The sequence below is a fragment of the Enterobacter sp. 237C8 genome, from assembly GCF_034106865.1.
GTDB classification, from domain to species: Bacteria; Pseudomonadota; Gammaproteobacteria; order Enterobacterales; family Enterobacteriaceae; genus Enterobacter; species Enterobacter asburiae_B.
On record NZ_JAWNDF010000001.1, the window covers coordinates 1982068 to 2008427 of the forward strand.

Sequence of the window (26360 nt, forward strand, 5' to 3'; positions counted from 1 at the left end):
TACCACAGTTCAGTTGCGCAAACTGCGACGGAAGCGGCTCAACACCTGGCTATCCAGCCCGATGCAGTCGCCGTGTAATTCGGCACTGAGTTTCGCCATAAACTGGATCAGGAAATCGGCATTGTGACGTGCCAGCTCGCGGCCCATTTCCGTTTGCATTGTATCAGGCAATCGCAGCAGCTTGGTCTGAAAATGGTCGAGGGCAAACGCACGGTCATCAAGGATACGCGCATCGGCAAAGGGATCGTCTGCATCAAAAAGCGGCACGCCCAGCGCGCCCGAGACGGCAAAGACGCGCGCCAGGCCGATCGCGCCTAACGCTTCCAGCCGGTCTGCGTCCTGCACAATTTTGGCTTCCATGCTCTGTGGCGCAATCCCGGCGCTGAAGCTGTGCGCCTCAATCGCGTGCGCAACGGCGGCAATATGCTCTGGCGGAAACTCAGGGAAGTCGCGGCGCAGAATGTCACACGTCCTGCGCGCTGCCATCTGGGATGACCGGCCGCGTTCGGGATGGTTTTTCGGCAGGCTGACAATATCGTGGAAATAGCATGCGGTCAGGATCACCAGCGGCTCCACCGCCTGATCAGCCATGATTTTTTGCGCCGTCATCCAGACCCGACGAAAATGCGAAATATCATGTGCGGTATCGTCGGTGCTGTGGTTTTCCTCAAGCCAGCGCTCAAATCGCTGCTGCCACCGGGCAAGTTCCATCGTCATATCCTGTTGTTTAAAAGAGAATCAATTATAACATAGCCGAATTAAATCAATTTAAAAATAGAGCCACGAAATACTTAATAATAATTACACCGTATAAATTCAATGAATTAATTCAGCAGAAAAATAAAGAGATTAATAGAAATGTTTGGCAATATTTCATAGGATTTAATTACATTTATTTTTGAAACTAAATAACACTTCCTGGAATAGTATCAAGCCTGTAATTGCGGAGGGTGATTACATATATTCATATAAATTATGTTTGAAGGGAATATATAATGAAAAGAAAAGTTCTGGCAATTGTGGTACCCGCGTTATTAATGGCAGGCGCAGCCAATGCGGCTGAAATGTACAACAAAAACGGCAACAAAGTTGACCTGTACGGCAAAGTCGACGCGCGTCATACCTTCTCTGACAACCCTGGCGACGACGGCGACGAAACCTATGTGCAGATTGGTTTCAAAGGCGAAACCCAGATCGCTAACGATCTGATCGGTTACGGCCAGTGGGAATATAAAACCTTCGCTAATAATACCGAGGGCGCGGGTGACAAATCGTTTAACCGCCTGGCGTATGCTGGCCTGAAATATGGTGAATACAGTTCATTTGATTATGGCCGTAATTACGGCGTCGTGTACGACGTTGAAGCCTGGACCGATATGCTGCCTGTATTTGGCGGTGACTCTTACACCTGGACCGATAACTTTATGAACGGTCGTGCTAACGGTCTGGTAACCTATCGTAACCAGGATTTCTTCGGTCTGGCTGAGGGTCTGAATTTCGCGCTGCAGTATCAGGGTGCGAATGAAGGTCAGGATGCAACAGAAGGTCAGGAAGGCACGAAAAATGGCCATGACAATGTTCGTTTCCAGAACGGCGACGGCTTTGGTATGTCTACCACCTATGATTTTGACTTCGGTCTGAGCCTGGGTGCGGCATATTCATCTTCCGACCGCACGAACAAACAGGTTGCATACGGTGCAGGTAACTACAACCGCTACAGCCCGTATGCAGGTGGCGAACGCGCTGAAGCCTGGACCATTGGCGCAAAATATGATGCGCAAGGTGTTTACCTGGCCATGATGTATGCGGAAACCCGCAACATGACGCCATATGGTAATGTTGGTATCGCCAACCAGACTCAGAACTTTGAAGCCGTCGCGCAGTACCTGTTCGACTTCGGCCTGCGTCCGTCTCTGGCATGGGTTTACTCCAAAGGTAAAGACATTGGCGGCAATGATTACAACCCAGGTAATAATTACGACTATGTTGATCAGGATCTGGTGAACTATATCGATCTCGGTATGACCTACAGCTTCAACAAAAACTTCTCGACTTACGTTGATTATAAAATCAACCTGCTGGACAACGATGAAAGCTTCTACGAAGCCAATGGCATCTCAACTGATGACATCGTTGGCGTAGGCATGACCTACCAGTTCTAATTCCCCAAAATACCAAAGGCCGCAATTGCGGCCTTTTTACTATCTGAAGATCTTACGGCGCTTCCTGCAGCGCCACGCGAATAAACCCGTTATTTTGCGCCAGCAGTTCATGGGCTTTCCACGCATCCAGCCCCGTCAGCACCATCAACACCGCCGTTTTACAGTTATGGTTACAGCTCTCAAGCGCGGCTTTTGCCTCGGCCCGTGTGCATCCCCCCGCTTCCATCACAATGGCGATTTGCCGTTCAGCCCATTTGTTCGTGCTTGCCTCAAGATCCACGCGCAGGTTGCTGTAAACCCGTCCGGTTCGGACGGCCAGCCCGGTGGCAATCATCGAGAGGATCATTTTTTGCGCGATCCCCGCTTTGGTGTTGATATAGCCTGCGACGACGTCGGCCCCCAGCTCCGGAGCAATAACCATGCTCGCCAGCTGCGCGGCTTCGCTTTGCGCATCACCGGTAACAATAGCGACCGGTGAACCCAGCGACCACGCATGGCGCATTGCCCCCCAGACCCACGGCGTTTTTCCGCTGACGGTCACGGCCAGCATCATATCGTGTTCACCAAACTTGATGGCCTGCAGATCGGCAACGCCGCGCTCGTAGCTCCCTTCCCCTTCTTGTGCCGTAACGGCCATCACAGGGGTTTTGCCCGGCGCATATTCATCGGCAATCTGTTGCGCTACGCGCCCTGACGGCCCCGCGCCAACGACAATCAGGCGACCGCCGTGGCTGAGCGTCGCGGCGGCGTTGTCCACCACGCGGGCAATAATATTTAAACAGGGGGTAATCGCAGCAGAAATGAGTGCATCATCCTGGTGAATGACTTTCAGCATGTCCAGCGTGGACAATCTATCAATATTCATCGTGCTGGCGTGCCGTCTTTCCTTGACCGAACCGGTAAGCATAACGCTCATAAACAGCCTCCTTATTATGAGTACCCACACACTATAAAGTGTTTTATATAGATGACCTGCGAGGGGGGTCACGAAAAGAGGACCAAATCCACGCCTTTACATGGCTTTAAGAAAAGCGCGTCATCGGCGATAATTACCCCTTTCTTAATCATCGCGGAGTGTTGATGAGCGATTTGCAGCCTTTCCTTCCGACGCGCAAGCGCCCCATGAAGCTGAACACCCTGGTCACGCTGATGGTGTGCGCGATTATTGCCTCTGTGCTGCTGGTGGTTTTTGCGCTCTACTCCGTACAAATCACCCGGGCGACCCGCGATGATGTAAAAGATACGGCTCTGGGTATTGCCAGAACGCTGGCCAACAGCCCGGAGATCCAGCGCGGCCTGATGCAGGCACCGCAGGAGAATATTATTCAGCCCATCGCCCAGGCGGTGACGAAACGAAACGATCTGCTGTTCACCGTGGTCACCGATATGCGCGGGATCCGCTACTCTCACCCGAACGAGGCGCTGCTGGGGCTGCATTTTATCGGTGACGATTTAACTCCCGCGCTTGAAGGCAAAGAGAACGTATCGGTAAACCGGGGTGCGCTCGCCGAAGCGCTTCGCGTCTTCACCCCAGTCTACGACGGCCAGCACGAGCAGATCGGCGTGGTGGCGGTAGGTATCTCCCTGAAAAAGGTTGAAGAGCAGATCGCTCGCGGGCGGCTCAACGCCGTCTGGACCATTTTATTCAGTATTTTTATGAGCTCCATGGCGATTTGGGGTCTGGTGCGGGTACTGAAACGCATCCTGTTCGGGCTCGAACCTTACGAAATTTCCGCCCTATTCGAACAGCGTCAGGCGATGTTGCAGTCGCTTCGCGAGGGGGTGCTGGCCGTCGATATTCACGGGCGCGTGACGATGATCAACCAGACCGCCAGAGAAATATTGCTTCTCCCTTCCGGCAAGCAGACCGAAAACGCCAGCGCGCCCCTGCTGGCCAGCCTGCGCGAAGTCTCCAAGACGGGCGTCGCGCGCCAGGATCAGGAGATCAGCTGTAACGGGCGTCTATTGCTGTGCAACATGGTGCCCGTTAAAAGTCAGGATCGGGTAATCGGCGCCATCACCACCTTCCGTGATAAAACGGAAATCAGCCAGCTGATGCAGCGTATTGATGGCATGGTCAACTACGTCGACGCCCTGCGCAGCCACACGCACGAGTTTATGAATAAACTGCATGTGATCCTGGGCCTGCTGCACATGAAGCGCTACGACAAGCTGGAAGAGTACATCATCCAGACGGCACATAATTACCAGACGGATATCGGTACGATACAGAGCAAGGTAAAATCCCCGGTTATTGCCGGGTTCCTGCTGGGTAAAATCAATCGGGCGAAAGAAGCGGGCGTCACCCTGACGCTGGCGGATGAATGCCAGATACCGGATACCGCGAGCGAAGAGCAGGTCGCGGTGCTGATCACCGTGCTGGGTAACCTCATTGAAAACGCGCTCGACGCGATGGAAGGACAGCAGGAAGGTGAGATCGGCCTGCTGCTGCATTATCAGAATGGCTGGCTCAGCTGCGAAGTCAGCGACGATGGCCCCGGCATTGAACCCGCTCAGCTGGAGGCTATTTTTACAAAGGGCTTCTCAACAAAAGGTGAAAACCGCGGCGTTGGGCTGTTCCTTGCTCGCCAGCAAATTCAGAACCTCGGCGGCGATATCAGCGTCGAGTCTGAGCCAGGCGTATTTACCCAATTTTTTGTTCACATCCCCTGGGATAGCGAGAGGAATATCGCGTGATAAATGTATTAATTGTCGATGATGACGCCATGGTAGCCGACCTCAACCGTCTGTATGTCAACCGTGTTGATGGTTTTAGCTGCTGCGGCGTCGCCTCCACGCTAAACCAGGCCGAGGCCATCATTAATAACCCCGGGCAGCCTGTCGATCTGGTGCTGCTGGATGTCTATATGCAGCAGGATAACGGGCTGGATCTGCTGCCCGTTATTCGCGCATCCGGTCGCCCAATCGATGTGATTATGATCTCGTCGGCTGCCGACGCCGCCACGATCCAGACCTCCATCCACTACGGCGTGGTGGATTATCTGATCAAGCCGTTCCAGTTCCCGCGCTTTGAAGAGGCGCTGAACGGCTGGAAGGCAAAGCATAGCCTGATGGGTTCGCACCAGTATTATGAGCAGGCCGACGTCGACCGGCTGATCCACGGCGGGGCGCCGGAACTGGCGGACAGTAAAAAGCTGCCGAAGGGGTTAACGCCGCAAACGCTGCGCACGATTTGCCAGTGGATTGACGCTCACCCGGAGACGGAGTTTTCTACCGATGACCTGGCCAACGCGGTCAATATCTCCCGCGTGTCCTGCCGTAAATACCTGATTTGGCTCGCGCAAATCAACATTCTGTTCACCAGCATTCACTACGGTGCCACCGGACGTCCGGTGTATCGCTATCGTCTCCAGCCGGAGCAGACCGGCCTGCTCAAGCAATACTGTCAGTAACGCGGTAGTCGTTATCCAGTAGGGTAAAGCGGAAGTGGTGCATCGAAGAAATCACCACTTCTTTTGTTTTGGTCACAAAAATCGCTTCGATATCAGGACGAGAGCGCAGCACAGCGCAGCCCTTCTCTACGCCCATGCCGTACATCAGCGTGGTCCAGATATCGCCGTCGATAGAGTCCTTCGAAACAATCGTCACGCTGTCCAGCTCGTTGTCCAGCGGATACCCGGTGCGCGGATCGAGAATATGGTGATAGCGCCTGCCGTTTTGCTCAAAGTAGCGCTCGTAGGTTCCCGACGTCACGACGGACAGGTTCTCTACGGTCATCGTGCCGATCAGCGCATCCCCGGCGAACGGTTTTTTCAGCCCCACGCTCCAGCCCCCTTCCGGCGAGCCTAACGTCTGAATGTTTCCGCCGAGGTTGATCAGCCCCAGCTCAGCGCCCTCTTTATGCAGGTAATCACGCACCCTGTCGGCGATATAGCCTTTGGCAATGGCCCCCAGATCGATCTCCATCCTCGCTCTGGTCAAGAATACGCTGCTGCTGGCCTCATCAAGAAGGACATCCTCAGGACGGGTTATCGCCAGCAGCGACGCGATTTCATCGGCAGGCGGAACGCTGTCCCCCTGAAAGCCAATTTTCCAGCGCTTCACCAGCGGACCTATCGCCAGGTTAAAGGCGCTGTCCCTGAACAGGCTTGCCGCTTTGGCACAGCGGATAAGCTCAAACACCGGCCGGCTGACGGTAACCGGATGCTGGCCAGCCGCATGGTTGATGTCCATCACCTGCGAGTGCGCGCGGTTAACGGTGAGCAGATCTTCGTACTGTTTGATCAGGCGAAACACGCGGGACGCGAGGGCTTCGTCGTGGGAGAAGAGTTTCAGGAGAATGGGTGAGCCCATCAGGACGGCGGAGTAGCTGTAAACGCGATGGCTATCAGGCATGGCTGTATTCCTCAGATGTAGCCCCGGCAGGCACCGCGCCGCCGGGGAAAATGCCGGATAGCGCTGGGCGTATCCGGCCTACAACACAGGGGTCTTACTGCTTTTTCGAACGCATAGCCGCCTGATGTCCTGCAAGCGTACCAAAAATAATGATATCTGCCACTGCGTTACCGCCGATACGGTTACCGCCGTGGATCCCGCCTACCACTTCACCGGCCGCAAACGCCCCTGGCAGCACGTTGTGGTTGCTGTCCAGCACGCAGGTTTCGGTGTTGATGGTCACGCCGCCCATGGTGTGGTGCACGCCCGGTGCAATCTGAATGGCGTAGAACGGCCCTTCGTTGATAGGCGCACGCAGCGCGGTGGTACGGCCAAAATCATCATCGTGCTGTTTTTCAACGAAGCCGTTGTAACGTTCCAGCGTCGCGAGAAAAGCGTGGTGATCCATACCCAGCGCCTCAGCCAGGGCTTTTGGCGAGCTGGCGCTGGTCACGAAACCTTTCGCGATGTACTCATCCGCGGCTTTGTTTTTGGCACGTACGTGCTCGTCAAAGACGATGTATGCGTATTTCTCCGGCAGCGCGATGATTGACGCCGAGACCTTATCGCGGGTCGACATTTCGTTGTAGAAGCGTTCCCCTTTCTGATTGACCAGAATCGCCCCGCCGCCGCGAATGGATTCGGAAATCAGGTACGAGGTTTTCTGCTCTACGGTTGGGTGAATCTGAATTTCGCCCATATCCACGGTACCCGCCCCGATGCGCTCCAGCAGCGCGATGCCGCCGCCGGTTGCCCCTTTGTGGTTGGTGGTAACGAACCCTTCCAGATCAGGACGGTATTTCACCACCATCTGGCTGTTGGCGCTGAAGCCGCCAGTGGCGACAATCACGCTTTTGGTTGCCACGGTGACGGTTTCGTTCTCTTCGGTAGTCAGGCGTACGCCGGTCACTTCACCGTTCTCGAAGATGATGTCGCTGACGGAGGTATCCAGCATCACCTCGATGTTGCGTTTGTTAACGTTACGCACCAGGCCGCTGATGAGATAGCCGCCCACCGCCGAACCGTCTTTTGGACGGTGAGTACGGTCGATGCTCATCCCGCCGGTGGTGGTGATGTCGTTCAGCATGATGCCGCGCGTGGCCAGCCACTCAATTGCCTGCGGCGCGTTCTCGACGAAGCGACGCAGCAGTTCCGGGTTGTTCTTGTTGCCGCCGCCTTTCAGGCTTTCCTGATAGAACAGCTCTTTGCTGTCCTGAATGCCCTTCACGCGCTGGAAGCGGGTTTCGGCGGCGTTCATACCGGCAGAGGCTTTAATGGTGTTCCCGCCGATGGTCGGCATTTTCTCGACAATCAGCACGCTCGCGCCTTCGTCGTGAGCCTGAATCGCCGCCGCCAGACCGGCGCCGCCGCTGCCGACAACGACCACGTCCACGCTGCGGGTTTCGTTCGGATCAACGCCCTCTTCCGCGGCCAGCGCTTTGCTGGATTTCAGCATCGCTTTCGAGACCGCTTTCTTCACCGCCTCGCTCTGGCTGGTTGCGCCGGTGATGGCATCCACGTGCGGGGTATTGGCGTCCAGAATGCGGGTACGGATCTCTTCAAAGCTGGTTACAAACTCAACGTCTTCGCTCGGGCCGGAGGCCAGTTCGATGTCCGCAATGCGGTCGGTTTCAAGGCTGACGTTAATCACCAGTTCGTTAGCGTCATCCTGCACCTTCTCAGCAAAGGTACCCGGTTTGAATTTGGATTCGCCCATGCTCATGTCGCGGATCATCGCTTCCACCAGCGAGAAGCGCCACAGCGGTTCAGGAATACTCAACGCCTCGCGCTGGGTACTGTCCATAAACAGCTCCAGGCTTTCCCCGGCCGCAATGCGGTCTGTCCAGTCCGGATAAGCGATGGTGGCGCGGCCAACGGCAATCAGGTCGTAACCGTGGTCCAGCGCTTCATTCACATCAGAAGCATTCACCACGCCGCCCACGCCCATGACCGGAACCTGCGCCAGCGTTTCAGAACGCATCGCGCAGTATTTTTCGATAAGCGGGGTGGGATCCTGGATGTCGACGATGGAAGGACGCAGGGTAGCGCCGACGGAGAAGTGCAGATAGTCCACGCCGCGCGCCGCCAGTTTTTCCAGCAGATACATGGTGTCGTCAAAGCGGATGCCCGGGACTTCCATCTCTTCAGGGGAGAAGCGGTAGCCAATAATAAACGCGTCGTCCGCGTACTGGCGCACCATTTTGTGGGTAATGTCCAGCACGGCCAGCGGGAACTTCGCGCGGTTATCGCGGCTGCCGCCCCACTCGTCGTCGCGCTGGTTTGAATTCGGGGAGTAGAACTGCTGAATCAGATAGGTATTCGCCCCGTGGATTTCCACGCCGTCGAAACCGGCCTGGATGGCGCGACGCACCGCCTCACCAAACTTGCCGATCATGCCTTCCACTTCTTCTGCGGTCAGGGCGACAGGCGTTGCGGCACCTTCACGCGGCGCGGCTACGGCGCTCGGGCCAACCGGGGTACGGCCACCAATCAGTTTTGGATCGACCATGCGGCCGCCGTGGTAGATCTGCAGCAGCGCCTTAGATCCTTTGGATTTAATGGCCTCTGCGATTTTCGCCAGCCCGGCAATTTTCTCGTCATTATCAATACCGATGGCACCCGGGAAGGCGAGACCGAGATCGTCGACGAAGCAACACTCCACAATGATGGTGCCAATGCTGCCGGAACGGGCCCGATAGTACTCCACCAGCTCGCTGGTGACGGTGCCGTCAAAATAGCCGGTACAGGTTGTCATAGGGGCCATTAACAAACGGTTTTTCAGTTCAGTGCCATTCGGTAATGTGAAGGGGCTAAGAATGCGTTCGTTAGTGCTCATAATAGAAACTCCAAACTTTTAAAAATTAAGAATTCGTTATCGGATTGATTTTTTATTTCGTCGTTATTTGCCGATGTCATGATATTAATATAATGATTTTTTTAGTTTCTAAAGTTATTACATTAGTTAAAAAACTATTTAATCCCTGCGATAACACAAATAACACATTGGTGTTAGCGATTGTAATTCAGCCATTCACAATAATTTAAAAACCGTTAAAATATGAATGGTAAAACCAATTCACCTAAACACATACAAAATTAATAAAAACAATACATTACAATCGAACCAAAATCTATTTTGTTAAAGAAATGATAAAAAACACGCAAAATAAGGCAATACCCACATACGCCAGAGTGGTTATTAATAAAAGCATAAAAATAACGCTGCAATTCTATTTTTTTGATCGCGATCAATAGTTATGGCATTCAAAAGCGCAATATAAAAACATCATCATTTTTTAATTTAGCGCACACGAAAACGCGTTAAATCGCTATTACTAAAAATACAAGAAAGCACCTTTAATAACTAAAAAAATCAAAGAAACTAAATAAAGTGCTTTTTCAGTGCGACCGAATTTTTGACAACTTAAGACGTGAAACTATGAATACAAAAACTGCTGTAACGCCCCCTGTGGCGAACCAGGCATCAAATGGAAACGCAAAACGATTGCTGATGATGGCGCTACCCGTCATCGTCGCCGTACTGCTGCTGTTTGTTCCCGTTCCTGAAGGCTTGCCGCCTTACGCATGGCACTACTTCGCCATCTTTGTCGGCGTGATCGTCGGTCTGATCTTCGAACCGCTGCCGGGTGCGGTGATCGGCCTGACCGGCGTGGTCGCCATTGCCCTGTGCAGCCAGTGGGTGCTGTTCAGCCCCGATCAGCTGGCTGACCCGAAATTCAAGCTGGCGGGCGCCTCCTTTAAGTGGGCGGTGAGCGGGTTTGGCAACTCTACCGTCTGGCTGATTTTCGGTGCCTTTATGTTCGCCGCTGGCTATGACAAAACCCGCTTCGGCCGCCGTCTGGCGCTGATTCTGGTGAAGTACCTCGGCCGTCGCAGCCTGACGCTCGGTTACGCCATCACGTTTGCTGACCTGCTGCTGGCACCGTTCACCCCGTCCAACACCGCGCGCAGCGGCGGGACTATCTACCCGATTATCGCTAACCTGCCGCCGCTGTACGGTTCAAAACCGAACGACCCAAGCGCGCGTAAGATTGGTTCATACCTGATGTGGGTGGCGATCACCGCGGCCTGTATCACCAGCTCAATGTTCCTCTCCGCCCTCGCGCCAAACCTGCTGGCCCTGGCGCTGGTGAAAAGTACGGTTGGGATTGATATCTCCTGGGGCACCTGGTTCCTCGCCTTCCTGCCGCTGGGTATCCTGCTGATTCTGACCATGCCGCTGCTGGCCTACTGGTTCTACCCACCTGAAGTCAAAGTGAATAACGAAGTGCCGCTGTGGGCGACCCGCGAGCTGGAAAAACTCGGCAAACTGTCCCGCAATGAAATTCTGCTGCTGGTGTTCGTGTGCTGTGCGCTGCTGATGTGGATCTTCGCCGCCGCGTGGATTGAGCCTGCCATGGCAGCCCTGCTCATCGTCGGTCTGATGCTGTGGACCGGCGTGCTGGAATGGAACGATATCACCGGTAACAAGGCCGCATGGAACACCTTCGTCTGGTTCGCCACCCTGGTGGCACTGGCGGATGGCCTCTCCTCTACTGGCTTTATCAGCTGGTTAGGTAAAGAAGGCGGTCTGTTGATGAGCGGTATCTCTCCGGGCGTGGCGACCGTCGTCCTGCTGCTGGCGTTCTACCTGCTGCACTACCTGTTTGCCAGCACCACCGCGCACACCACGGCGCTGCTGCCAGCGATGCTGACCATCGCCTCCACCATCCCGGGCATGAATATGGAAGTGTTCGTTCTGCTGATGGTAACTTCGCTGGGCGTCATGGGGATCATCACCCCGTACGGTACTGGCCCAAGCCCGATTTACTACGGTAGCGGCTACCTGCCAACCAAAGACTACTGGCGCCTCGGCACCATCTTCGGTGCCATCTTCCTGGCGGCCCTGCTGCTGATTGGTTATCCGTGGATGTCCATGATGTTCTGATTCCTGACCGCCGGACTTCTCCTCCGGCGGTTTTATTTTTGTGGAGCAATACGCTATGTCAAATAAACCGTTTTTCTACCAGAACCCCTTCCCTCTTTCCCATGACGACACCGAATACTACCTGCTGACCAAAGAGCACGTCTCCGTTGCCGAATTCGACGGTCAGGAAGTGCTGAAAGTGGAGCCGGAAGCCCTGACCCTGCTGGCGCAGCAGGCCTTCCACGATGCCGCGTTTATGCTGCGTCCTTCTCACCAGAAGCAGGTTGCCGCCATTCTCAACGACCCGGAAGCCAGCCAGAACGACAAATACGTTGCCATGCAGTTCCTGCGTAACTCTGAAATTGCCGCAAAAGGCGTGCTGCCAACCTGCCAGGATACCGGCACCGCGATCATCATGGGTAAAAAAGGCCAGCGCGTCTGGACCGGCGGCGGTGACGAAGCGGCGCTAAGCCAGGGCGTGTATAACACCTACATTGAAGATAACCTGCGCTACTCGCAGAATGCGGCGCTGGACATGTATAAAGAGGTGAATACCGGCACCAACCTGCCCGCGCAGATCGATCTCTACAGCGTGGACGGGGACGAATACAAATTCCTGTGCATGGCAAAAGGCGGCGGTTCTGCCAACAAAACCTACCTCTATCAGGAAACCAAAGCGCTGATCACCCCGGCGAAGCTGAAAAACTACCTGGTTGAGAAGATGCGCACCCTGGGCACTGCGGCCTGCCCGCCTTACCATATCGCGTTTGTGATTGGCGGAACGTCAGCGGAAGCCACGCTGAAAACCGTGAAGCTCGCTTCCACGCGCTACTACGACGCGCTGCCAACCGAAGGTAACGAACACGGCCAGGCGTTCCGCGACGTTCAGCTCGAACAGGAACTGCTCCAGGAAGCGCAGAACCTCGGCCTCGGCGCGCAGTTCGGCGGTAAATACTTCGCCCACGATATCCGCGTGATCCGCCTGCCGCGCCACGGCGCCTCCTGCCCAATCGGCATGGGCGTCTCCTGCTCCGCAGACCGCAACATTAAAGCGAAGATCAACCGCGACGGGATCTGGATTGAGAAGCTGGAACACAACCCGGGCCAGTATATTCCTGAATCACTGCGCCAGCAGGGCGAAGGCGACGTGGTGAGCATCAATCTGGACAAGCCGATGAATGAGATCCTGGCACAGCTTTCCGCGCACCCGGTCTCTACCCGCCTGTCGCTGAACGGTACCATCATTGTGGCGCGCGATATCGCCCACGCGAAGCTGAAAGAGCTGCTCGACAACGGTGAAGAACTGCCGCAGTACGTCAAAGATCATCCGATTTACTACGCGGGCCCGGCCAAAACGCCGGAAGGCTACGCGTCTGGCTCACTCGGCCCGACCACGGCGGGACGTATGGACTCGTATGTGGACTTACTGCAATCCCACGGCGCGAGCATGATTATGCTGGCGAAAGGCAACCGCAGCCAGCAGGTGACCGACGCCTGCCATAAACACGGCGGCTTCTACCTGGGCAGCATTGGCGGCCCTGCGGCGGTGCTGGCGCAAAACAGCATTAAGAGCCTGGAATGCGTCGCGTATCCGGAGCTGGGAATGGAGGCCATCTGGAAAATTGAAGTCGAGAACTTCCCGGCGTTTATCCTGGTGGATGACAAAGGCAACGATTTCTTCCAGCAGATCCAGAACAAACAGTGCGCGGGTTGTTCACAGCGCTAGGTTGAGACAGGCCGGGTGGCGCAACGCTGCCCGGCAGTCGCAGACAGACACGCGCCTGCGTCATGTCACAAAACCGTGATATCAGCCACTTAGCAAAAAGTGGTGAATAAAAAATCAATTAATTGTTAAGTTATTGTTGTCATTAATTGTATTGATCCCGCGAAGGCTATTCATGCAAAACGTGCATCAGCCGATGCGGCATTTGCGCTTATCTATTTCCTCATCCTGATCCAGTTTTCAAAAACAGACGCGTAAAACGTCAACAATAAACTGGAGATAACCATGTTTTCCTCAACCTCACCTGCAACCGTACGCTCGAAAGCGGGCGCCATACTCCGCGTGACGTCCGGCAATTTTCTTGAGCAGTTCGATTTCTTTCTGTTCGGCTTCTATGCCACCTACATCGCCCACACGTTCTTCCCGGCGAGCAGTGAATTTGCGTCGCTGATGATGACCTTCGCCGTCTTCGGCGCGGGCTTTTTGATGCGCCCCATCGGTGCCATTGTGCTTGGCGCATATATCGACAAGGTAGGTCGCAGAAAGGGGCTAATCGTCACTCTTTCCATCATGGCGGCGGGGACGTTCCTGATCGTGCTTATCCCCTCTTATCAAAGCATCGGTCTGTGGGCGCCGCTGCTGGTGCTGACGGGCCGTCTGCTGCAGGGCTTCTCCGCCGGTGCGGAGCTTGGAGGCGTCTCGGTTTATCTGGCTGAAATCGCCACGCCGGGCCGCAAAGGGTTTTATACCAGCTGGCAGTCCGGCAGCCAGCAGGTCGCCATTATGGTCGCCGCGGCGATGGGCTTTGCCCTGAATGCCCTGATGGAGGAGAGCGCCATTCGCGAATGGGGCTGGCGCATCCCGTTCCTGTTCGGCTGCTTAATCGTGCCGTTTATCTTTTTCCTGCGCCGCAAGCTGGAGGAGACGGAAGAGTTCAGCGCGCGCCGCCAGCATCTGGAGATGCGTCAGGTCTTTAAAACGCTGCTCGGCAACTGGCAGGTGGTGGTCGCAGGCATGCTGATGGTGGCGATGACCACCACCGCGTTCTACCTGATCACCGTCTACGCCCCCACGTTTGGCAAAAAGGTGCTGATGCTCAGCGCCTCGGACAGCCTGCTGGTCACGCTGCTGGTGGCGATTTCTAACTTCATCTGGCTGCCGGTGGGCGGCGCGCTGTCGGATCGCTTCGGGCGCAAGCCGGTGCTGATTGCCATGGCCCTGCTGGCGCTGGCGACCAGCTACCCTGCCCTGACGCTGCTGGCGAGCGCGCCCAGCTTCTCCATGATGCTGATCGTGCTGCTGTGGCTCTCCTTCCTCTACGGCCTGTACAACGGCGCAATGATCCCGGCCCTGACGGAGATTATGCCTGCTGAAGTGCGCGTGGCGGGGTTCTCTCTGGCTTACAGCCTGGCAACGGCGGTCTTTGGCGGCTTTACCCCTGTCATGTCCACCGCGCTGATTGAATACACCGGTGACAAAGCCTCGCCTGGCTACTGGATGAGTTTCGCTGCCGTGTGCGCCCTGCTGGCCACGCTCTACCTCTACCGCCGCCGCGCGGTATCGCTGCAAAACACCGTCAAGTCACAGGGGGCAGTATGAAACGCACCTATCGCTTTACCGCCAGCGCGCTGGTGCTGACGCTCCTGAGCGTTAATGCCTGTGCCCAGGACGTGAAGGTCATGATTTCCGGCGGCTTCAAGGCCGCCCTGGAAAAGCTGGCCCCGGACTATGAACGCCGGACCGGGGATAAAATCGTGATTATCCCCGGCCCCTCAATGGGCGCTACGCCGCAGGCGATCCCAAACCGACTGGCGCGCGGCGAGAAAGCCGACGTGGTGATTATGGTGGGCGATGCGCTGGAGAAGCTCGAAAAAGCCGGCCAGACCCAGCCGGGTTCGCGAACCGAACTCGCGGACTCCCCCGTCGGCATGGTGGTAAAAAAAGGGGCGGATGTCCCTGATATCAGCAGCGAGGCGGCTTTGCGTAAAACGCTGCTGCAGGCCAGCTCCATCGCCTACTCTGACAGCGCCAGCGGCAGGTACGTCAGCCAGACGTTGTTCAAAAAAATGGGGATTGAAAAAGAAGTGGCGGGTAAAGCGACAATGGTCCAGCGTATCCCTGTCGCCTCAGAAGTGGCGAAAGGAAAATACGCCGTCGGTTTCCAGCAGGTCAGCGAGCTGCTGCCGGTTCAGGGCGTCACCTTTATCGGGAAAATCCCGGATAATCTGCAGTACATCACGCGCTTCGCGGGTGCGGTCACCCGTCACGCAGAACATCCCGCGGAGGGGAAAGCGCTGCTGACCTATCTCGCCTCACCGCCCTCCAGGGCCGTCATCCAGAAGACCGGGATGATCCCCGTTACGTCCGGCGATACTGCTCGGTGATCTGCTTTTCCAGTTCAGCCGCAATGTAGGACTGGATGCGCCCCCGGCGCCGGATAAGCCCCACGGTGCGTTTCACTTCCGGCGCCACCAGCGGCAGATGCGTCAGCAGCGTGTGCTCTGACGTCGGCATCGACATGGCGGGAACGGCAGCAATGCCGATCCCCGCCTCTACCATACCGAGCATCGTGGTAACGTGGCGCGTTTCGCAGACGCTGGGGCGTTCGGGAACGATATCCCCCAGCATCCGATCGAGCAGGTTACGGTTGCCTGACGTTTTATCGAGGGAGATATAATCCTGCTGGTAAAAGGCCTGCCACGTCAGGTGACTCTTCTGCGCCAGGGGGTGATCCTTTCGGCACGCCGCAACATAGACATCCTCCACCAGCGGGAAAAATTCGATGTCAGACGGCAGGTTTCCTGCGAAGCAGATACCAAAATCAGCCTGGCTTCGGGCCACGGCGTCAATCACATTCCCCGCGCTGCTGTCGATGAGCTTAATGCGAACCCGCGGATAGCGAGACTGAAAACGACGGATCACATCGGGCATAAAGTAACAGGCCGCGGACGGCACCGTGGCAACCGTGATCAGCCCCGTCCGCTCTTCACTGACCTTATCGACATCCGCCAGCATTGACTCAACGTTGTCGAGCAGCTGCGCGGAGCGTTCAGCAAAGTTTTGCCCGTATAACGTTAAGGACACGCGGCGGGTGGTACGGTCAAACAGCCGGTTTCCCAGCGCGGCTTCCAGCTTTTCAATCCTGCGGCTCAGCGCCGACTGGGATAAGCAGATAGATTCAGCAGCGACACGGAAGTTACCGTATTCCACTAACGCTCTGAAAGCATAAAGATCGTTAAGGTCAAAATTCACGGGCATAGCGTCTGGATGTCCTGTCAGGGAATACGCAACAAAGTCAAAAATAATAGCGTCTTATTGACCCACCGCAACCGGCGCGGTGGTGAAATACGTCAGAGCTCGTTGAGATGCAGGCGAATATACCCGGCGCGATCGGCAATGGCCTGCCGCTCCCCTTCCTTCATGTCCGCAAGCTGTTTAAAGACAATGCCCAGGCGGGGATTGTTACCCAGACGCGCCTGGTTGCGCGCAAAGAAATCCCAGTAAAGGGCATTGAAGGGGCACGCCAGCTCTCCGGTACGCTGGCTGTGTTGATACCGGCACCCCTGACAGTAGTTACTCATCTTATGAATGTATGACGCGCTCGAGACGTAGGGCTTACTGGCCAGCAATCCGCCATCGCCAAACTGGCTCATTCCGAGGGTATTGGGCAGCTCCACCCATTCAAAGGCATCAATATAGACCCCCAGATACCATTCATGAACCGCCTGCGGCGACAGGCCGCTGAGCAGGCTAAAGTTCCCGATGACCATCAGGCGCTGGATATGGTGGGCGTAAGCCTCGGTGAGCGACTGCCCAATCGCATTCGCCAGGCAGCGCATCTGCGTCCTGCCGGTCCAGAACCAGTCCGGCAGCGGGGCGTGCTGGTCTAAGGCATTCAGCTCCCGATAGCCCGGCATCTGCGACCAGTAGATCCCACGCACGTACTCCCGCCAGCCGAGAATTTGTCGGATAAACCCTTCAACGGCTGGCAGCGGCGCATGGCCCGAACGCCATGCCTGCTGGGCGGCAGCCACCACTTCCCGCGGATTAAGCATTTTGGTGTTCAGCGCGAATGAAATTAACGAGTGGAACAGAAAAGGCTCCTCAGCGTGCATCGCGTCCTGCCAGGCGCCGAACTGCGGGAGCACGTGAGCGATAAATTCATCCAGCCTGGCTTTAGCTTCCGAACGGTTGAGCGGCCAGCGAAAATTCCCGGCCTGCGGTTCGCCGAAGGTGTTTACGCCGCAGCGCTGGATCTCCGCCCATAAGGCTGAATAATCGTGGCGCGGACGCGAATCCTCCGGCGCGGGCGGCTCACCGGACCAGCGCTTGCGATTTTCAGCATCATAATTCCATTTTTCCCCTTCCGGCTCGCCTTCTGAGGTTAACAGTACGCCGTGCTGACGACGCATTTCCCGGTAAAAGTACTCCATTCGCCAGCTTTTGCGCGTCGCAAAGAACGCGCTCACCTGTTCACGGGTGGTGAAGAAATGCTCGCTGCTGACGCAGGCCGTTTCGACGGACGCAGCTTTCGCCCACGCCTGCAGCTGCGTGTCCAGGCGCCATTCGTCGGGCTCCTGCCATATCACCCTGTTGGCGCCGTAATGCGCGACAAGCGCGTTGAGATTGTCTTCCAGCGCGCCGCGGTTTGAGTCGTCAGAGAGCCGGACATACCTCACCCGATGCCCCTTCTCCTTTAACGCAGAGGCAAACGCGCGCATGGCCGCAAAAAGGGCGATCACTTTCTGAGCGTGATGAAGCACGTACGCGGTTTCGGCCCGCAGCTCCAGCATCACGTAAATGACATTTGGATTGCAGGCATCGAACCAGCTGTGGTGCGGATTAAGCTGATCGCCCAGGATCAGGCGCAGTTCGGTCAACGGTGGCTCCTGCGACAGCGCTCGGAACAGTATTTAACCTCATCCCAGCATTTCGCCCACTTCTTGCGCCACGTCATGGGCCGCTGGCAGTGCGCGCACGCCCGGCTGGGCAGGTTCTGCTTGTTACCTTTGAAATCGCTCATCTTTTCAATACCGTACTGATTTCTTCACCAGACCGGTGGATGCAGGCTACGACAGACTTCACAAAATGAAGGTGATGCCCGTAAACCGCTACCCACCGCTACGTACGAATGATAGTTTATTCAGGCTGGAATTGTCGCAGTGAGCGATTTTCTGGCATCTTAACCAAACCTGACTTTCCCATTTTTGTTCAAGTGACGAGTTTGCGAGCAAAGCGATGATAAAGTGGCCCTGGAAAACGAATGAAGCTGGCCGGGATATGGCGCTGCCATGGGATGACGCGCTGACGATCCCTGTTCTGGCTAATCTTAAGCCGGATGAACAAGCGAAACTGGTTCAGCTGGCGGATCGTTTTTTACAGCAAAAACGCCTGGTTCCACTGCAGGGTTTCGAACTCGATCCCCTGAAAAACGCGCGCATCGCCCTGCTTTTCTGTCTGCCGGTGCTTGAGCTCGGCATTGAGTGGCTGGACGGTTTCCACGAGGTGCTGATCTATCCGGCCCCCTTTATCGTCGATGACGAGTGGGAAGATGACATCGGGCTGGTGCACAACCAGCGCGTGGTGCAGTCCGGACAAAGCTGGCAGCAGGGGCCGATTATCCTCAACTGGCTCGACATTCAGGACTCGTTCGATGCGTCCGGTTTTAATCTGGTTATCCATGAAGTGGCGCATAAGCTCGATACCCGCAACGGCGATCGCGCCAGCGGAGTACCGCTGATCCCGCTTCGCGAGGTGGCGGGCTGGGAGCACGATCTGCACGCGGCGATGGATAACATCCAGGATGAAATAGACCTGGTGGGCGAAAGCGCGGCCAGCATTGACGCCTATGCGGCAACCGACCCGGCCGAGTGCTTTGCGGTGCTCTCGGAGTATTTCTTCAGCGCGCCCGAGCTCTTCGCGCCCCGCTTCCCGGCGCTGTGGCAGCGTTTCTGTCAGTTTTATCAGCAGGATCCGCTCCAGCGTCTGCGGCAAAATGAGGAGTCTGGCGGCCATTCCTCCCGCCAGATCCATTAAGGCTTTTCAGCAGGGGTCCGCTCGGTTGAGCGTATCCCTATGCTCAACGCTAAAAACAGCACTGCCATTCCCCATGCGGCCACCGTCAAAGACTGCTCGCCGTAAAAGCGCGTCACCACAGGCACCAGCAGCGCGCTGACGCCGTAGCCTAACGTGTGGCTGGTGGCGATAACGCCCGCGCCTTTCCCGGTGGTCAGCCTGTCGTTCAGCAGCAGCTGGTAGCCCGGCGTGGCCATCGCCGCCCCGAGTGAAGTGATAACAATTCCCACGTAGAACAGCGTTAAACCGGCGACGGTCATCAGCCCAAGCCCTGCGACCATTAACACCGCCGCGATGCAGAGCAACGTCACCGGAGTGAAATGCTGCGGGCGGACCACCAGAAACTGCGCCGCGAGCGTGGCCAGCGCGGCCAGGCTCAGCAGAAGCGCAACATGATGGCTGATTTCCCGGGCGTTGCCCTCCAGCAGAGGGCTAAGATGCGGTGACAGGCCAAGCTGCATCAGGCTGACCAACGACGCCAGCAGCAGCGCCAGCAGCAGGAACGGCAGCATCGAGGCCTGCAGGCGGGTCGCCTGGTGCGCCACCGGCGGCAGCGGCGGGTCCGCGGCTTCGCGAAGCACCAGCAGCAGGGCGATAAACGGCGCGACCGCCATCAGCCAGAGCGGCGCCACCGGGCTGACGCTGAGCATCAGCGCCGCCAGCGGCGGGCCGAGCAAACGTCCGCAGCTGAGGCCGGAGCTTATCGTCGCCAGCGCCGCCATTCTCTTCTCCAGCCCCGCACGCTGAATAGCCCACGTCTGGGCTGCAGGTACCAGCCCCGAGACCGTCAGTCCGTAAAGCAGACGTGAAAGAATCAGTCCCGCCAGTCCCCAGACGGTATCCAGCCTTCCGGCCGCCATCGCCCAGACCACCAGCGCCATGACGGCGAAACTGGCCAGATAGCCGCTCAGCGAGGCCACCATCACGGCCTTACATCCCCGCCGCTCGCTCTGGCGTCCCCACCAGGGCGAGGCCGGTAAAAAGAGCATGGATCCGAACATCAGCAGACCGGCCCAGACCGAGAGCGACAGCCCGGTCAGGGTCACCAGCTGCGGGAGCATCACCAGCAGGCCGTTTTGCCCGATACCTAATAAACCCGCACATAGCGCCAGGGGCCAGTTGGCTTTTGAGATGACCTTTTCGGTCAATGTTTCTGAGTCAGTGCGCATGAGAATGTGAACATAGTGTCAATAAATGTGTGGAAATCATGAAGTTTATGAAAACAAATATTGCAAAAATGGTTGCGACTGTAAACAGAATGAATATCATAACGAGAATTATTATCAATCATGGAATGAGGTACATCTATGCGTGCTCTGCCCCGCTCTGCCGGTACAGACGTTGCAGCCCAGTGTTTTTTGAACGCCCTGTTGCGCGAAACGAAGGACTGGCGCTATCTCCCCGCTACCGCTGCGGATGCGTTACCGAACATTCATATCCCGCTGTCCCAAACCCAGGCGCTTCGGGTTCCGGTACGCTATTTCTCTTCCACCCAGCATCATCAGTACCGTTTCCCGGCAACGCTTATTCAGAGCAACAGTGATGGCGGTGACGCCGTCACATTTGATCAACTGGTTGATTTAATTCTTGAAAAACAGTCAGTAAAAGGCTCGCTAGATGCCGATACGCTGGCGCGTTTTAAGCAACGCGTTCTTGAAAGCCATGCCCACACCTGGCAGGCGATCGATCTGCGCCACGGCTGGGTAAACCTGCGCGATAAGCCGCTGACGTTTGCTGAAGCGGAACAGGCGCTGCTGGTCGGCCACGCGTTTCATCCGGCGCCGAAGTCGCACGAGCCGTTCAACGAAACAGAGGCGCGTCGCTATCTTCCTGATTTCGCCTCCCGCTTCCCGCTGCGCTGGTTTGCCGTTGAGAGCGCGCTCGTCGCCGGCGACAGCCTGAACGTCTCCCTGCGCGAGCGTCTGCTGCGCTTCGCGGCCCAGAGCGCGCCTGAGCTGCTCGGCCACTTCACCGACACCCGCTGGCTGCTGCCGATGCATCCGTGGCAGGCCGACTTTCTGCTGGAGCAGGACTGGTGCCAGCGTCTGGCGGAAAACGGTGCATTGCAGGACCTGGGCGAAGCGGGCGCGCAGTGGCTGCCTACCAGCTCGTCCCGCTCGCTGTACAGCGAAACCAACAGCGACATGATTAAGTTCTCCCTCAGCGTGCGGCTGACCAACTCCGTGCGCACGCTGTCGGTCAAAGAAGTTAAGCGCGGAATGCGCCTGGCGCGTCTGGCGAAAACGGAACGCTGGCAAGATTTACAGGCCCGCTACCCGACCATGCGCGTGATGCAGGAGGACGGCTGGGCGGGGCTGCGTGACGAAAGCGGCGTTATTCAGGAAGAGAGCCTGATGGCCCTGCGCGTCAATCTGCTGTTCGATACGCCAGACACCCAGACCAACGTGCTGGTGAGCCTGACCCAGGCCGCGCCGGACGGCGGCGACAGCCTGCTGGCCTCCGCGGTGCGCCGTCTGAGCCAGCGTCTGGATTTACCCCTCGCCAAGGCCGCCCGCTGCTGGCTGGACGCCTATTGCGACCGCGTGTTGCTCCCGCTGTTCAGCGCCGAGGCGGACTACGGCCTGGTCCTGCTGGCGCACCAGCAAAATATCCTCGTTGAGATGCAGCAGGATTTCCCCGTCGGGCTGATCTACCGCGACTGCCAGGGCAGCGCGTGGACCGAAGGGGCCGACGCGTGGCTGAATTCAGCGGGCGAAACCGAGGTGGAAAACCGCTTCGGTGAGAGCCAGCTGCTGCGCTACTTCCCTTATTACCTGCTGCTGAACTCTACCCTTGCCGTCACCGCCGCCCTCGCCGCCGCCGGTTTCGACAGTGAGGAGAGCCTGATGTCCCGCGTGCGCGACGCGCTGGCCGAACTGCGCCGCACGGCGAAGCAGACCCGCTGCCTCGACTACGTGCTCGACAGCCCGACCTGGAACTGCAAAGGCAACTTCTTCTGCTACCTGCACGATCGCAATGAAAACACCATCGTCGATCCGGCGGTGATCTATTTCGACTTTAGCAACCCGTTTTACAAGGAGAAGGCGTAATGGCAATCGCGAATATCGTCCATTCCGGCTACGGCTTTCGCTGCACCGCAACGGATCGCGCGCTGCCGCTGACGTTGGGTCTCGACGGCAGCACGGTGCTGGAGCGTCTGAATGGGATCCCGGACGGCTGGCTGGTCGAAGCACTCGATCAGCTGTTTGTTGCCGCGCCCGCGCTGACCGGCATTACCCTGCCCTGGGCAGCCTGGCAGGATGCCCCCCAGGCGCAGGCGCTGTTTAGCCTGGCCCACGGGGACTATCTGGCACGCGAAACCTTCTGGCAGCTGCCGCTGTGGCTGAAAGGCGAACGGCCGCAGGCCAGCGGCGGGATGCAGTTTGATGAAAGCCGTCAGCTGTACTTCCCGCTGCGTCCTCACCGCCCGCAGGGCGAAGTGTACCGTCGTTACGATCCGCAAATTAAGCGCACCCTCAGCTTCCGCGTGGCCGACGTGGCGCTGGACGGCGAGCGCTTTACGCGCTGGATGAACAACCCGCGCGTGAACGCCTTCTGGGAGATGGCGGGCCCGCAGGTCGAGCAGGAAAACTACCTGCGCCGTCAGCTTGACTCGACCTACTGCTACCCGGTTATCGGCTGCTTCGACGACCAGCCGTTCGGTTATTTTGAGCTCTACTGGGCGCCAGAAGACCGCATTGGCCGCCACTACCGCTGGCAGCCGTTTGACCGCGGGCTGCACATGCTGGTGGGCGAAGAGAACTGGCGCGGCGCGCAGTACATCCGCAGCTGGCTGCGCGGCCTGAGCCACTATCTGTATCTCGATGAACCGCGCACCGCGCGCATCGTGGCCGAGCCGCGCTTCGACAACCAGCGCCTGTTCCGCCATCTGGCCTCCGCCGGTTTCGAGACGGTGAAAGAGTTCGACTTCCCGCACAAGCGCTCGCGCCTCATCATGAGCCAGCGCCACCGCTTCTTCAGCGAGGTGGAACTGTGAACGCGCTCTGGCAGAAAGTGAACCGCGAGATGGTAGCGAAGATCCTCGCCGAGCTGGAATACGAACGCACCCTGCGCGCTGAGCCAGTTTCGTCGGACGGCTGGCGCATCGCCATGGGCAACGAGTCCTGGCAGTTTCGCGCCACGCGCGGGATCTGGGGCTGGCTGCATATCGACCCGGACAGCCTGATCGCCGCCAGCGGCGATGCCGTCGAAGCGGAACGCGCGCTGCTGCAGCTGGCGAAAGTGCTGGAGATGAGCGACGCGCAAACGGCAGAGCATATGGAAGATCTCTACGCTACGCTGCGCGGCGACATGCAGCTGCTGCAGGCGCGTGAAGCGCTGGACGCGGACGCGCTGATCCACCTCGACCCGGACGAATTACAGTGTCTGATGAGCGGTCACCCGAAGTTTATTTTCAACAAAGGTCGCCGCGGCTGGGGCCTGGACGCGCTGCGTCAGTACGCGCCTGAGTATCGCGGACGTTTTCGTCTGCACTGGGTTGCCGTTCAGCGAGAGCATCTGGTCTGGAGCAGCGACGCCGATTGCGATATCAACGCTCTGCTGGCCAGCGCCATGGACAACGCCGAGCTCGCCCGCTTCAACGCCCGCTGGCAGGCGCTGGGTCTCAACGACGGCTGGCTGCCGGTGCCGCTGCACCCGTGGCAGTGGCAGCAGAAGATCGCCGTTCATTTCCTGGCGCAGCTGGCGCGCGGTGAGATGGTTGAGCTGGGCGAGTTTGGCGACGAGTATCTGGCGCAGCAGTCCCTGCGCACGCTCACTAACGCCAGCCGTCGCGCGCCGTATGACATCAAGCTTCCGCTGACCATCTACAACACTTCCTGCTATCGCGGCATTCCGGGCAAGTACATTGCCGCCGGGCCGCTGGCTTCGCGCTGGCTGCAGCAGCAGTTCGCTACCGACGCCACGCTGATCCGCTCCGGTGCTCAGGTGCTTGGCGAACCCGCAGCCGGTTATCTGTCGCATCAGGGCTATGCCGCATTGCCGAAAGCGCCCTACCGCTATCAGGAGATGCTGGGGGTGATCTGGCGCGAGAATCCGTCCTGTTATGTAGAAGACGGTGAACAGGCGGTGCTGATGGCAGCGCTGATGGAAACCGATAACGCCGGGCGCCCGCTGATCGACGCGTGGATTAAACGCTCGGGGCTAAGCGCCGACGCGTGGCTTGAAAAGCTGTTCGAGGCAACGGTGATCCCGTTCTATCACCTGCTCTGCCGCTACGGCGTGGCGCTGATCGCCCACGGCCAGAACGTGACGCTGGTGATGAAGGATTACGTCCCGCAGCGCATCCTGCTGAAAGATTTCCAGGGCGATATGCGCCTGGTGGATGAGGATTTCCCGCAGGCCCAGAGCCTGCCGGAGCAGGTGAAGGCCGTCACGGCGCGCCTGAGCGCGGATTACATTATTCACGACCTGCAAACCGGTAACTTTGTGACGGTGCTGCGCTTTATCTCGCGCCTCACGCTGCAATGCGGCGTGAGCGAAACGCGTTTCTACCAGCTTCTGGCCGGAGTTTTACGGGAGTATATGGCGGCGCACCCGGATCTGGCAGAGCGCTTCGCCAAATTCGATCTCTTCAAGCCGCAGATTATTCGCGTGATCCTCAACCCGGTCAAACTGACCTTCTCCGAACACGACGGCGGCAGCCGCATGCTGCCTAACTACGTCACCGACCTTGATAACCCTCTTTTTCTCGCCTCCCGGGAGTCAGCGCAATGAAAACCTTTGATTTCATCGGCATTGGTATTGGCCCGTTTAACCTCAGCATCGCCGCTCTGGCCGAAGGGCTGGACGGCTTTAGCTCGCTGTTCCTTGAGCGTAAACCGCACTTCTCCTGGCACCCGGGAATGATGGTGCCGGACTGCCACATGCAGACCAGCTTCCTGAAGGATCTGGTCAGCGCCGTGGAGCCAACCAACCGCCACAGCTTCCTGAACTACCTGGTGCAGCGCAAAAAGTTCTACCGCTTCCTGACCACCGAGCAGCGCACCGTCTCCCGCGAAGAGTTTGCGGACTACCTGTGCTGGGCGGCGGAAAACCTCACCAATCTCGCCTTCAGCCAGCAGGTACAGCAGGTGAGCTTTGATGAGAAAAGCGGCCTGTTTGAGGTGGTGACCCAGCGCGACCGTTTCCTGGCGCGCCACGTCTGCGTGGGGATTGGCAAGCAGATCAACCTGCCTGACTGCGTCACCGCGCAGGACGATACCTGCTTCCACGCCAGCGAGATGATGCTGCGCACGCCGGATCTCGCGGGCAAGCGCGTCACCGTCGTCGGCGGCGGCCAGAGCGGCGCCGACCTGTTTTTGAATATCTTCCGCGGCGAATGGGGCCAGCCGCTGAGCCTGAACTGGGTATCGCGCCGCAATAACTATAATGCGCTGGATGAAGCCGCCTTTGCCAACGAGTATTTCACGCCGGAGTACGTGGACAGCTTCTCCACGCTGGGTGAAGAGGCCCGTCGGCAGATGCTGCACGAGCAGAAGATGACGTCCGACGGGATCACCACCGAGTCCCTGCTGGCGATTTACCGCGCCATGTACCACCGCTTCGAAGTGCTGCGTGAAAAACCCTGGGCGCATCTCCTGCCGTCCCGCTCGGTGACGGCGCTGACGCGCCAGGAAAACGGCCATCGCCTGAGCATTCAGCATCACCTCGACGGCGGCCGCGAGCAGCTGGAGAGCGACGTGGTGATTTTCGCCACCGGCTACCGCGCCGTGCAGCCCGCGTTCCTCGCGCCGCTGTCTCACCGCCTGCATCTGGATACGGACGAAGCCTTCTGCATTAACAACGATTTCACCCTCGAATGGGACGGCCCGCAGAGCAACCACCTGTTCGCCGTGAACGCCGGGATGCACCGTCTCGGCATTGCCGAACCCCAGCTCAGCCTGATGGCCTGGCGCGCGGCGCGAATTCTCAATCGCGCGCACGCCGACGAGCCGTTTGAGCTGGCCACCACACCCGGCGTTATCCACTGGCGCAGCACCACCAGCCCGGAGAACAGCCCGGTTTTTAAATCATTAGCAAAAACCACCGAGTACTGACACACACAATCAGGATCAAC

The 26360-nt window shown here is 57.6% G+C and carries 20 protein-coding genes; 12 read left to right on the top strand and 8 right to left on the bottom strand.

Annotated features, from left to right (window positions below):
* Positions 1–9: 9 nt before the first annotated feature.
* A complete protein-coding gene (locus USF70_RS09630; RefSeq protein ID WP_320735567.1) occupies positions 10–711 on the bottom strand; it encodes a phosphohydrolase in 702 nt (233 codons plus the stop codon).
* 284 nt (positions 712–995) lie between these two features.
* Between USF70_RS09630 and ompC the strand changes: the two genes are divergently transcribed.
* Positions 996–2162, top strand: coding sequence for a porin OmpC (gene ompC, locus USF70_RS09635; protein ID WP_320735568.1), 1167 nt, complete (start codon positions 996–998; stop codon positions 2160–2162).
* Positions 2163–2214: 52 nt separating this feature from the next.
* Here the strand turns inward: ompC and USF70_RS09640 are convergent, their stop codons facing one another.
* Entirely contained in the window at positions 2215–3078 is an 864-nt protein-coding gene (locus USF70_RS09640) for an N-acetylmuramic acid 6-phosphate etherase (protein WP_320735569.1), read from the bottom strand.
* A gap of 164 nt (positions 3079–3242) precedes the next feature.
* Between USF70_RS09640 and USF70_RS09645 the strand changes: the two genes are divergently transcribed.
* On the top strand, positions 3243–4859 hold the full coding sequence (locus USF70_RS09645; protein WP_064672756.1) for a sensor histidine kinase: 1617 nt from the start codon (positions 3243–3245) through the stop codon (positions 4857–4859).
* Entirely contained in the window at positions 4856–5575 is a 720-nt protein-coding gene (gene dcuR, locus USF70_RS09650) for a two-component system response regulator DcuR (RefSeq protein ID WP_087822818.1), read from the top strand. Before USF70_RS09645 ends, dcuR begins: the two co-directional genes overlap by 4 nt.
* Here the strand turns inward: dcuR and USF70_RS09655 are convergent.
* Positions 5556–6518, bottom strand: coding sequence for an FAD:protein FMN transferase (locus USF70_RS09655; RefSeq protein ID WP_320735570.1), 963 nt, complete (start codon positions 6516–6518; stop codon positions 5556–5558). The genes dcuR and USF70_RS09655 overlap by 20 nt on opposite strands.
* 94 nt (positions 6519–6612) lie before the next feature.
* A complete protein-coding gene (locus USF70_RS09660; RefSeq protein WP_320735571.1) occupies positions 6613–9393 on the bottom strand; it encodes a flavocytochrome c in 2781 nt (926 codons plus the stop codon).
* Positions 9394–9996: 603 nt separating this feature from the next.
* Here USF70_RS09660 and USF70_RS09665 point away from each other — a divergent pair.
* From USF70_RS09665 to USF70_RS09680, 4 genes are all read left to right on the top strand, one after another.
* A complete protein-coding gene (locus tag USF70_RS09665) occupies positions 9997–11505 on the top strand; it encodes an anion permease (protein ID WP_072196639.1) in 1509 nt (502 codons plus the stop codon).
* 55 nt (positions 11506–11560) lie between these two features.
* Positions 11561–13210, top strand: a complete 1650-nt coding sequence (fumA, locus tag USF70_RS09670; protein WP_320735572.1) for a class I fumarate hydratase FumA — start codon at positions 11561–11563, stop codon at positions 13208–13210.
* Between the two features lie 282 nt (positions 13211–13492).
* On the top strand, positions 13493–14806 hold the full coding sequence (locus USF70_RS09675; protein ID WP_045356692.1) for an MFS transporter: 1314 nt from the start codon (positions 13493–13495) through the stop codon (positions 14804–14806).
* A complete protein-coding gene (locus tag USF70_RS09680) occupies positions 14803–15591 on the top strand; it encodes a substrate-binding domain-containing protein (protein ID WP_320735573.1) in 789 nt (262 codons plus the stop codon). The genes USF70_RS09675 and USF70_RS09680 overlap by 4 nt, the downstream gene beginning before the upstream one ends.
* Here the strand turns inward: USF70_RS09680 and USF70_RS09685 are convergent.
* The 3 genes from USF70_RS09685 to USF70_RS09695 form a co-directional block, all read right to left on the bottom strand.
* Positions 15566–16465 (bottom strand): LysR family transcriptional regulator, encoded by a 900-nt coding sequence (locus USF70_RS09685; protein ID WP_045142985.1) that lies wholly within the window; start codon positions 16463–16465, stop codon positions 15566–15568. The two genes, USF70_RS09680 and USF70_RS09685, sit on opposite strands and share 26 nt — an antisense overlap.
* Before the next feature lie 92 nt (positions 16466–16557).
* Entirely contained in the window at positions 16558–18087 is a 1530-nt protein-coding gene (locus USF70_RS09690) for a cryptochrome/photolyase family protein (protein ID WP_320735574.1), read from the bottom strand.
* Positions 18084–18230 (bottom strand): DUF2256 domain-containing protein, encoded by a 147-nt coding sequence (locus tag USF70_RS09695; RefSeq protein WP_071789391.1) that lies wholly within the window; start codon positions 18228–18230, stop codon positions 18084–18086. The genes USF70_RS09690 and USF70_RS09695 overlap by 4 nt, the downstream gene beginning before the upstream one ends.
* Positions 18231–18445: 215 nt before the next feature.
* Between USF70_RS09695 and mtfA the strand changes: the two genes are divergently transcribed.
* A complete protein-coding gene (gene mtfA / locus USF70_RS09700) occupies positions 18446–19243 on the top strand; it encodes a DgsA anti-repressor MtfA (RefSeq protein WP_033145920.1) in 798 nt (265 codons plus the stop codon).
* Here mtfA and USF70_RS09705 read toward each other — a convergent pair.
* Complete coding sequence (locus USF70_RS09705; RefSeq protein WP_320735575.1) at positions 19240–20451, bottom strand: MFS transporter; 1212 nt, start codon at positions 20449–20451, stop codon at positions 19240–19242. The genes mtfA and USF70_RS09705 overlap by 4 nt on opposite strands.
* A 138-nt stretch (positions 20452–20589) precedes the next feature.
* Here USF70_RS09705 and USF70_RS09710 point away from each other — a divergent pair, with 138 nt between their 5' ends.
* From USF70_RS09710 to USF70_RS09725, 4 genes are read left to right on the top strand one after another with little or no spacing between them, the layout of a single operon-like run.
* Entirely contained in the window at positions 20590–22332 is a 1743-nt protein-coding gene (locus tag USF70_RS09710; protein WP_320735576.1) for an IucA/IucC family protein, read from the top strand.
* Positions 22332–23279, top strand: a complete 948-nt coding sequence (locus tag USF70_RS09715) for a GNAT family N-acetyltransferase (protein ID WP_320735577.1) — start codon at positions 22332–22334, stop codon at positions 23277–23279. Before USF70_RS09710 ends, USF70_RS09715 begins: the two co-directional genes overlap by 1 nt.
* Entirely contained in the window at positions 23276–25018 is a 1743-nt protein-coding gene (iucC, locus tag USF70_RS09720) for an IucA/IucC family protein (RefSeq protein WP_087822826.1), read from the top strand. The genes USF70_RS09715 and iucC overlap by 4 nt, the downstream gene beginning before the upstream one ends.
* Positions 25015–26340, top strand: coding sequence for a lysine N(6)-hydroxylase/L-ornithine N(5)-oxygenase family protein (locus tag USF70_RS09725; protein WP_320735578.1), 1326 nt, complete (start codon positions 25015–25017; stop codon positions 26338–26340). Before iucC ends, USF70_RS09725 begins: the two co-directional genes overlap by 4 nt.
* The last annotated feature ends 20 nt before the right edge of the window (positions 26341–26360 follow it).

What these genes read in the sequence shown, in the direction of transcription:
- USF70_RS09630 (WP_320735567.1), bottom strand. Translation starts at nt 711, where the DNA reads ATGGAACTTGCCCGGTGGCAGCAGCGATTTGAGCGCTGGCTTGAGGAA.
- ompC (WP_320735568.1), top strand. Translation starts at nt 996, where the DNA reads ATGAAAAGAAAAGTTCTGGCAATTGTGGTACCCGCGTTATTAATGGCA.
- USF70_RS09640 (WP_320735569.1), bottom strand. Translation starts at nt 3,078, where the DNA reads ATGAGCGTTATGCTTACCGGTTCGGTCAAGGAAAGACGGCACGCCAGC.
- USF70_RS09645 (WP_064672756.1), top strand. Translation starts at nt 3,243, where the DNA reads ATGAGCGATTTGCAGCCTTTCCTTCCGACGCGCAAGCGCCCCATGAAG.
- USF70_RS09655 (WP_320735570.1), bottom strand. Translation starts at nt 6,518, where the DNA reads ATGCCTGATAGCCATCGCGTTTACAGCTACTCCGCCGTCCTGATGGGC.
- USF70_RS09660 (WP_320735571.1), bottom strand. Translation starts at nt 9,393, where the DNA reads ATGAGCACTAACGAACGCATTCTTAGCCCCTTCACATTACCGAATGGC.
- USF70_RS09665 (WP_072196639.1), top strand. Translation starts at nt 9,997, where the DNA reads ATGAATACAAAAACTGCTGTAACGCCCCCTGTGGCGAACCAGGCATCA.
- fumA (WP_320735572.1), top strand. Translation starts at nt 11,561, where the DNA reads ATGTCAAATAAACCGTTTTTCTACCAGAACCCCTTCCCTCTTTCCCAT.
- USF70_RS09675 (WP_045356692.1), top strand. Translation starts at nt 13,493, where the DNA reads ATGTTTTCCTCAACCTCACCTGCAACCGTACGCTCGAAAGCGGGCGCC.
- USF70_RS09680 (WP_320735573.1), top strand. Translation starts at nt 14,803, where the DNA reads ATGAAACGCACCTATCGCTTTACCGCCAGCGCGCTGGTGCTGACGCTC.
- USF70_RS09685 (WP_045142985.1), bottom strand. Translation starts at nt 16,465, where the DNA reads ATGCCCGTGAATTTTGACCTTAACGATCTTTATGCTTTCAGAGCGTTA.
- USF70_RS09695 (WP_071789391.1), bottom strand. Translation starts at nt 18,230, where the DNA reads ATGAGCGATTTCAAAGGTAACAAGCAGAACCTGCCCAGCCGGGCGTGC.
- mtfA (WP_033145920.1), top strand. Translation starts at nt 18,446, where the DNA reads ATGATAAAGTGGCCCTGGAAAACGAATGAAGCTGGCCGGGATATGGCG.
- USF70_RS09705 (WP_320735575.1), bottom strand. Translation starts at nt 20,451, where the DNA reads ATGCGCACTGACTCAGAAACATTGACCGAAAAGGTCATCTCAAAAGCC.
- USF70_RS09710 (WP_320735576.1), top strand. Translation starts at nt 20,590, where the DNA reads ATGCGTGCTCTGCCCCGCTCTGCCGGTACAGACGTTGCAGCCCAGTGT.
- USF70_RS09715 (WP_320735577.1), top strand. Translation starts at nt 22,332, where the DNA reads ATGGCAATCGCGAATATCGTCCATTCCGGCTACGGCTTTCGCTGCACC.
- USF70_RS09725 (WP_320735578.1), top strand. Translation starts at nt 25,015, where the DNA reads ATGAAAACCTTTGATTTCATCGGCATTGGTATTGGCCCGTTTAACCTC.